Here is a 7,004-nt window from a genome sequence, read left to right as displayed (position 1 = left end):
TCGACCACTAAGTGCAGTTTGCTGCTATTACCTGCAACGCTTTTACCAATGGCCTCATCAAGATGACTGGCTGCACCTGAACTATGCTGATGAGCTTTGACCACGCTACCGTCTATAAATAACCATTCACTATCATAGTTTGCTGTGATTATTTTCATGAGCTTTTGCCATTTACCGGTTTTACGCCAGTAACGGTATTGATGATATATGCTAGACCAATGACCAAAATAAGAAGGTAAGTCTCGCCATGGACAGCCTACTCGTATGCGGTACAACATGCCTTCAACGGTACGTCTTAGATTGGGCTTGTTATATACGTTAATTTGTCGCAATATAATAAATAGCTTGTGCCAATGTTCATCGTTGAGCTTGGTGCGAGCCATAAGTGACGCCTTATTTCTTTGTTGCGGTAAACAGTAGAGTAAGGCGTTGCTTATTTTTTTCAATGTTTTCTCAATTCTATACAGCCCCTAGAAACATAAAAATAATCATCAATGCAGTAATCAGGTGGGGTGAATACGCCAAAGTCATCTTTTATGAAATCAACAACTTTAACTACTCCGCTGAAACTGTAACCGTCATCACCAAACGATTGCATTATATCTTTAGATAATGGCGAAAAAATACCTGCAAATATCATAATATTTCGAGCTATTTCGGTTGAGTCCTCGTTATCTTCCGTTAAATATTGTTTTTTATAAACCATACATTTTTTATAAAAATAAACATTAAGCTCTCCCAATATATTTAATTCTTTTAAGTCATCTAAATCATATCTGTAATCAGTTAGTTTTTCTAAATAATCTAATGATTGCTTTATAGTTAAATATTCTTTAATCACACTCACACCCCTACACCCTTAAATCAAAGTAGGTGCAAGGCAGTGACAGCATAAGGGTGTGAATAGCTGTCGTTCGGGTAATTAGTCCTAGCCTTGCATAGTTGGTGCTAAGCCTTAGCCTAGCTTTTGTTTGTGTTGTTTAAAGTCTGCACGGATCAAGTTATCCAGCTTGCCAGCATAAGCATCATCAATGAAGTTTGCCCACTCATTCATCATCTTGGTTCTATATGGTAAATGCTGCGCCCCGTTATAAGCTGCACTTATCTTGTTCTCTCTATCGTGTGCCAATTGCAGCTCTATAGCTTCGTGCATGTATTCCTGTTCATGTAACGTGGTACTGGCTAAACCTCTAAAGCCGTGCCCTGTCATCTCACCTTTATAGCCCATATTCCATAAGGCATTAATAAATGCGTTTTGACTGTATGGCTTGCGGGTTGAGGTATTAAAGAAAACGTACTGATCCGAAAAACCTAGCTCTTTGATCTGCTCTAATATTGCTATGGCTTGCGGTGCTAATGGCACAATATGCAAGCGCCCTGCTTTCATCTTGTCAGCTGGTATCGTCCATAAGCCGCGCTTAAAATCTATATCTTGCCACTCCATAAAGCGGATCTCATTGGTACGTACAAACGTATAGCATAAAAACCATAAGCCTAGTTTCACCAATAGATCACCCCCATAAGCGTCAATGTCTTTTAATAGCTTAGGTAGTTGCTGGCTAGTAATGCGGTGGTGGTTGGTTGGTCTATGTGGTTTGATGGCTTCGGCTAGGTCGGTGGCTGGGTTATGTGTGGCTAGTCCATTGCGGATAGCGTGCTTAAATATCTGCCCTATCTCTCTAATGGTACGCCTTGCCATTTCATTAGCGCCCCGTGCTTCTACTGCTTTGCCAATAGCCAATATGTCAGGCGCGGTTATGTCGTTGATGCTCTTATGACCAATAGAGGGCTTTACATCGCGCATATAGGCGGAATAGTTACGGGAAAAGGTGCTTTCTGCTAGGTAGGTCTTGCGCTCGCTATACCATGACTGGGCTATGTTATCGAAAACATTTAAACCATTTTGACTGGCTTGCTGCTCTTTCTTATGGTCTTTTGGGTTCACACCATCGGCTATTAAGCGTTTTATCTCAATATTGCGTTGCCTTGCATCTTGCAAGCTCATGACTGGATAAGTGCCAATAGTGAGGGTTTGCTGTTTGCCTTGCCAGCGATAAGCGCTGATCCATGACTTAACGCCCGTATAACGCACCCATAATTGCAGCCCGTTACCATCACTGTGTTTGTCAGGTCGTTTGCTCTCGATAGCCTTATCGCTTGGCTGTAGCTTATTGATAACGGTATGAGTTAAGGGCATTGGACTATCCTTTGTTGGTATTGAATAGGTGTATAAACTCTAATACCAACAATAATACCAACATTCTATATGGAACGCCATACACCTATATAACCCTCAATCCTTGAAAAACGCCCAAAATAAAGGGCTGACGGTCTATGACGGTCAGCCCTTTATCAATGTTTGGTGGAGATGGCGGGAGTTGAACCCGCGTCCGCCAGCATTACGCTCATGAATCTACATGTTTAGTTTCTGTCTTTAGTTTTAATCCGCACCGATCCGACAGTCAGGATGGATTGGACGATTCTCTACTTTTGAACCCAAGCGATTGAGACAATCACTTGTGGCGAACCTATATGCGGACGCTTCAACTGGGCTAACCAACTATAGGTAATCGGCAGCGCAGTAAGCAGGGTTTAAGCTGCTAGAGCGTAAGTTTCGTCGTTTGCGACTATAACAATATATGTTTGATTAACGAGAGGACATACACTCTCGACATGCATCATTGAGTTTCATCACCAGCGTCGAAGCCAGAACATCCCCAATAAGACTGAGTATTTTAGACTAACTTCAGCTTTGACTCAACCTATAACCGTTAGTTATTACATTAATTTACAGGTTGGCTATTACGTTTAAAGCTTATCCATCTGTCTTAATTACTCTACTTACTATATAGGGTCAACTCACCTCATTTCAATAGCTAAGAGACTATTTATAAGGCAATATTTATAAGAAAAAGTTAAGCTAAAACCTTATTTAACCATTTGCCGATATTTTGAATCTGCGGCATACAGACTTGATGTGCCATCGGGTAAGTATGGTATTCAACGTTGTAGCCTTTGCTCGTCAATAACTGCTGCGCCTGCTCGCCTAGCATCACAGGTACGACTGGATCATGCGTACCATGCTCAATCAAAATCGGTAGGTCTCTATTGGCAGCACTATACTCAATATTGTCATTGGTTGCTAAGTAGGTAGAGAGCGTCATCAGACCCGCCAAGCGCTCTGGATGACTGAGCGCCACATGATAAGCAACCGCCCCGCCCTGCGAAAACCCAGCGATAACGATATGTTCAGGTTTGACGCCGCGCTCAATTTCACGGGCAATCAAATCTCGAATCTGCTGCGAGGATGTCTCAATTTGTGTCACATCAACTTTGCGCTCAAGACTCATCTCCAAGATATCATACCAAGCCGGCATCACCATCCCCCCATTGACCGTGACAGGACGCTTGGGCGCATGCGGAAAGATAAACCGTACTGCCATGTCGGCAGCCAGTCCGAGCTGCGGCACCACAGGCTCAAAATCATGACCGCTGGCCCCTAAGCCATGTAACCAAATGACCGCTCTATCTATCTTTTTTTGTGCCGGATTGTGCTCGGCGGTGACCACGTCTAGATACTTACTCATTATCGCTAGTTTCCTTTTATAAAGCATAAAATATGCATCAAATATAGAACTGAGATGGCGTTTGTATCGCCTTTATCCCTATTATTTTCATCAATTTTTCACAGTGTTTTGCACTGGCTGACAAAATCCAGTCACGCTTTTGTGCTACGATAATTATAGACTCTGCTACAACTGATACAAATTGCTGCAGAGCAAGTACGACTGATATCAAACACTGCGCTCACTACTGTATGACGCCTTATTTATATTTTTCAATCTCATATCACCGGTGCCCTATATAGCAGGCACCCTTTAATAAAGATATTACGTTTATGACTCATATTTTACTGGTAGAAGACGATCCGGCGATTGCTATGTCGCTCAAAGTTACTTGCAAACGTGAGGGCTGGCAGATGACGTGGCTCGATAACGCCAGTAGTGTATTGCCGATGCTACACAGTAATGAGGCGCAAGATTTATCGGCTATTATTCTAGATGTTGGGCTGCCCGATGGTGATGGGCTCAGTCTCTGCCAGCAGATACGCCATACACCTGATATAGGCCGATTAAAAGATATCCCTGTGGTTTTTTTGACCGCGCGTAGCGATGAGGTTGATCGTATCTTGGGGCTAGAGATGGGCGGCGATGACTACTGCGCCAAGCCTTTTAGTCCTCGTGAGCTGGTCGCACGCCTAAAAGCCATTTGGCGTCGTGAGCAGCTGCTCTTTGAGCAATCAGCGGCCACGGCGACTGTTACTGAGGCGGCTGAGAACGCCAATCAGCATGTATCTGCCCTTTCATCTAGCAGCACTCCTGCTCACCATCTATCAGGGCAAGCCTTGAGCTTTGAGTGTCAATCTGGCATCTGGCATTACCAGCCGCTCAATTACTCTTTGATGTGGCAAGATACAAAACTGGAGCTGAGTAATACCGAGCGTAAGATTTTATTAACCTTATTACAAGCGCCCAACCAAGTCTTTAGCCGTGAGCAGCTGCTAAATGCGGTAAGCGACTATCCTGATCATCGCCTCGCGCGGACGATAGACAGTCATATCAAATCCATCCGTAAGCAGCTGGCGATCGTCAATCCTAGCCGCGATGTTATCTACACGCATCGCGGTTTGGGGTATGCTTTATGCCCAGCTTAGCTCATCCGCTATACTCAATTTATGATATTACTAAAGTGCTAAAGACATGAACGCTCCTGATAAGAGTCATCGTCACCTTGACAAAACACCTGCTAATCAGAGCAATTGGTATGCCAAACTGCACCCCATTGGAACCGCGCAACAAACCCGCAGTCCGAAACGCCTGCTAAATTTGAGCATATTTTTTCGGATTTGGCTTGCAGTCGCACTGGTGCTAAGCATTTGCGGTGTGGTCGCTTTCACGCAGCTGTTTGGCTACGTCAAACCCACCGCCCAACAAGTCATCGAAGACACGTTGCTAGATACCAGTAAACTGCTGGCTGCGACGCTGCAGCTGCCATTGGTATCAGGGCAATTGTACGATGATACTTATCAAGCCACCCTTGATGCGACGCTCAAGCACACTTCAGGCGCGAACTCTACCCTCGAGCCTACCCAAGAATCCTCAAACAATAGCAACTCTCGCGTTTATGTAACAGACGCGAATGGCGTGGTCATATATGACTCTTTGCCTACCCCGCTCAATGCCGAAGGTCAGGACTATAGCCGCTGGAATGATGTGTACCTTACGCTGCAGGGGCGCTACGGCGCGAGGAGCACGGCAGATATCGATAGCACTCGTGGTAGCTCTATTATGTATGTAGCGCAGCCTATCATCGATAGCAGAGGTGCCGTGATCGGTGTCGTCAGTGTTGGCAAACCGGTCGATAGTGTGCTGCCGTATCTTGATAATACCCGCAATCGCATGCTCATTACCGCGCTGCTGATGAGCATTGCCGCTCTTATCCTCGCAGGACTGGTGGCATGGTGGCTCAAACAGAGCATTACTTTGGTCACGCACTACACCAATGCCTTAGCTGAAGACACCAAAAAACCCTATTTTTATTTCGGTCATGAGCTCAACAGCTTGACAGATACGATCGAGTCTATGAAACATCGGTTAGAAAACCGCGCCTATGTCACCGACTATGTCCATACCCTGACTCACGAGCTCAAAAGCCCGCTAACCGCCATTCGTGCTAGTAGTGAGCTATTAGAAGATGAGCAACTAGATGCAGAAGATCGGCAGATGTTAAACCACTCGGTCGCTGAACAAAGCATCAAAATGCAGCAGCTGATTGATCGTTTATTACTACTGGCCAAGGTCGAGCAACCTACCTTTAAGCTCAATCGGCAACTGACAGCGCTACTGCCAGTATTGCAGACCCTCACAAAAAATAACAGCGCCAAACTACAACAGCAAAACCTACCACCTATCAATATTTATAGTGAGGATAAATGCGTGACTGATTTGGTCATCGCCGAGGCTCCAATACGGGCCAATGCGTTGACAAATCCGCATGTTTTTGCTGATCCGTTTTGGTTGGTACAAGCGCTACAAAATGTGTTAGATAATGCCATTTATTTTGCCAACACTGAGGTCACCCTTACTGTGTATAGCCACTCTCACGATAGTAGCGACAAAACCGTGACCATTGATATCTTTAATGATGGCAAACCACTGCCCGAATACGCCCTCTCTAAAGCGTTTGATCGCTATTTTAGTCTCTCGCATCAAAGCCTGCAGACCCTTTCCTCAACCTATCAAGTACCCGATCAAACCAATCAGACCGCGCCTGATCAGGCTAATACAGCGCTTAAAAAAGGCACGGGTCTGGGCCTCACCTTAGTCAGGCAAGTGATCGAACACCATGGCGGTCATGTGAAGATCAGTAATATCGGCACAGAGCAAGCCTTTGCTAGACATGACAAAAGTCCAAACGCTGGTGTCAGCGTACGCATTACCTTACCGCTGGCTTAAAACACACCCGTTATACCAATTCATCGATTTTTCATCAGAACTGCACAGGATTTCTACTCGCTTGTCTTACGATGACGTTATACACATTCATCACTTATCTTAGGAGTGGAGACCGCATGCCACAGTTATCAATGCATCCGTCTATTGTCAAAAACTTAGTGGGGCAAAGCCGTCAGTGCTGTGCTCAGACTTTATCCGGCCAAGGGATAGATAGTATCGCGTTTGGTCATTGGCTTGCCATACCCAGTCAGCAGCTACTATTGATATTTCGGCATCAGCAGTGCGTGGCGATTGATACCTATCCGCTGGCAGCGTAACTGATTGACCACTCACAAAAAAGCCCTTTAGCATTTTTAGTCATGGCACACTAAAGACGCTAAAGGGTTGCAAACAGTTAAATAAAACATATACAAACCTACCTATTTATTACTATAATAGATAGATTATATCTATAATATAGAGAGCAAGTTATGGGGAAACTGGTTAGTA

Annotated in this window: 7 protein-coding genes and 1 other RNA gene; 3 read left to right on the top strand and 5 right to left on the bottom strand. The window is 44.7% G+C overall.

Features of this window, described 5'->3' with window-relative positions:
- From JFC05_RS12470 to JFC05_RS12450, 5 genes are all read right to left on the bottom strand, one after another.
- On the bottom strand, positions 1-383 hold a 383-nt coding region (locus JFC05_RS12470; RefSeq protein WP_198337114.1), incomplete at its 3' end, for an IS5 family transposase.
- A 59-nt stretch (positions 384-442) separates the two neighbouring features.
- Positions 443-847: a hypothetical protein gene (locus JFC05_RS12465; protein ID WP_198337113.1), complete on the bottom strand. Its 405-nt coding sequence runs from the start codon at positions 845-847 to the stop codon at positions 443-445.
- A gap of 108 nt (positions 848-955) precedes the next feature.
- Positions 956-2,197, bottom strand: a complete 1,242-nt coding sequence (locus tag JFC05_RS12460) for a tyrosine-type recombinase/integrase (protein WP_198337112.1) — start codon at positions 2,195-2,197, stop codon at positions 956-958.
- A 163-nt stretch (positions 2,198-2,360) separates the two neighbouring features.
- Positions 2,361-2,719: a transfer-messenger RNA gene (gene ssrA / locus JFC05_RS12455) on the bottom strand.
- A 196-nt stretch (positions 2,720-2,915) separates the two neighbouring features.
- Positions 2,916-3,587 carry an alpha/beta hydrolase gene (locus JFC05_RS12450; protein WP_198337111.1) on the bottom strand — a complete coding sequence of 224 codons (672 nt, stop codon included), beginning with the start codon at positions 3,585-3,587 and terminating at the stop codon, positions 2,916-2,918.
- Between the two features lie 311 nt (positions 3,588-3,898).
- Between JFC05_RS12450 and JFC05_RS12445 the strand changes: the two genes are divergently transcribed.
- The 3 genes from JFC05_RS12445 (at position 3,899) to JFC05_RS12435 (ending at position 6,832) form a co-directional block, all read left to right on the top strand.
- Complete coding sequence (locus tag JFC05_RS12445) at positions 3,899-4,714, top strand: response regulator (protein WP_105243786.1); 816 nt, start codon at positions 3,899-3,901, stop codon at positions 4,712-4,714.
- A 46-nt stretch (positions 4,715-4,760) separates the two neighbouring features.
- Positions 4,761-6,515, top strand: a complete 1,755-nt coding sequence (gene creC / locus JFC05_RS12440) for a two-component system sensor histidine kinase CreC (RefSeq protein ID WP_198337110.1) — start codon at positions 4,761-4,763, stop codon at positions 6,513-6,515.
- A gap of 116 nt (positions 6,516-6,631) precedes the next feature.
- Positions 6,632-6,832, top strand: a complete 201-nt coding sequence (locus JFC05_RS12435; protein ID WP_105243788.1) for a hypothetical protein — start codon at positions 6,632-6,634, stop codon at positions 6,830-6,832.
- The last annotated feature ends 172 nt before the right edge of the window (positions 6,833-7,004 follow it).

This window comes from Psychrobacter celer (assembly GCF_016107555.1).
In the GTDB taxonomy this organism is placed as follows: domain Bacteria; phylum Pseudomonadota; class Gammaproteobacteria; order Pseudomonadales; family Moraxellaceae; genus Psychrobacter; species Psychrobacter celer.
The sequence above is the reverse complement of the archived record's forward strand: the minus strand, read 5'-3'. Positions and strand labels throughout refer to the sequence as shown.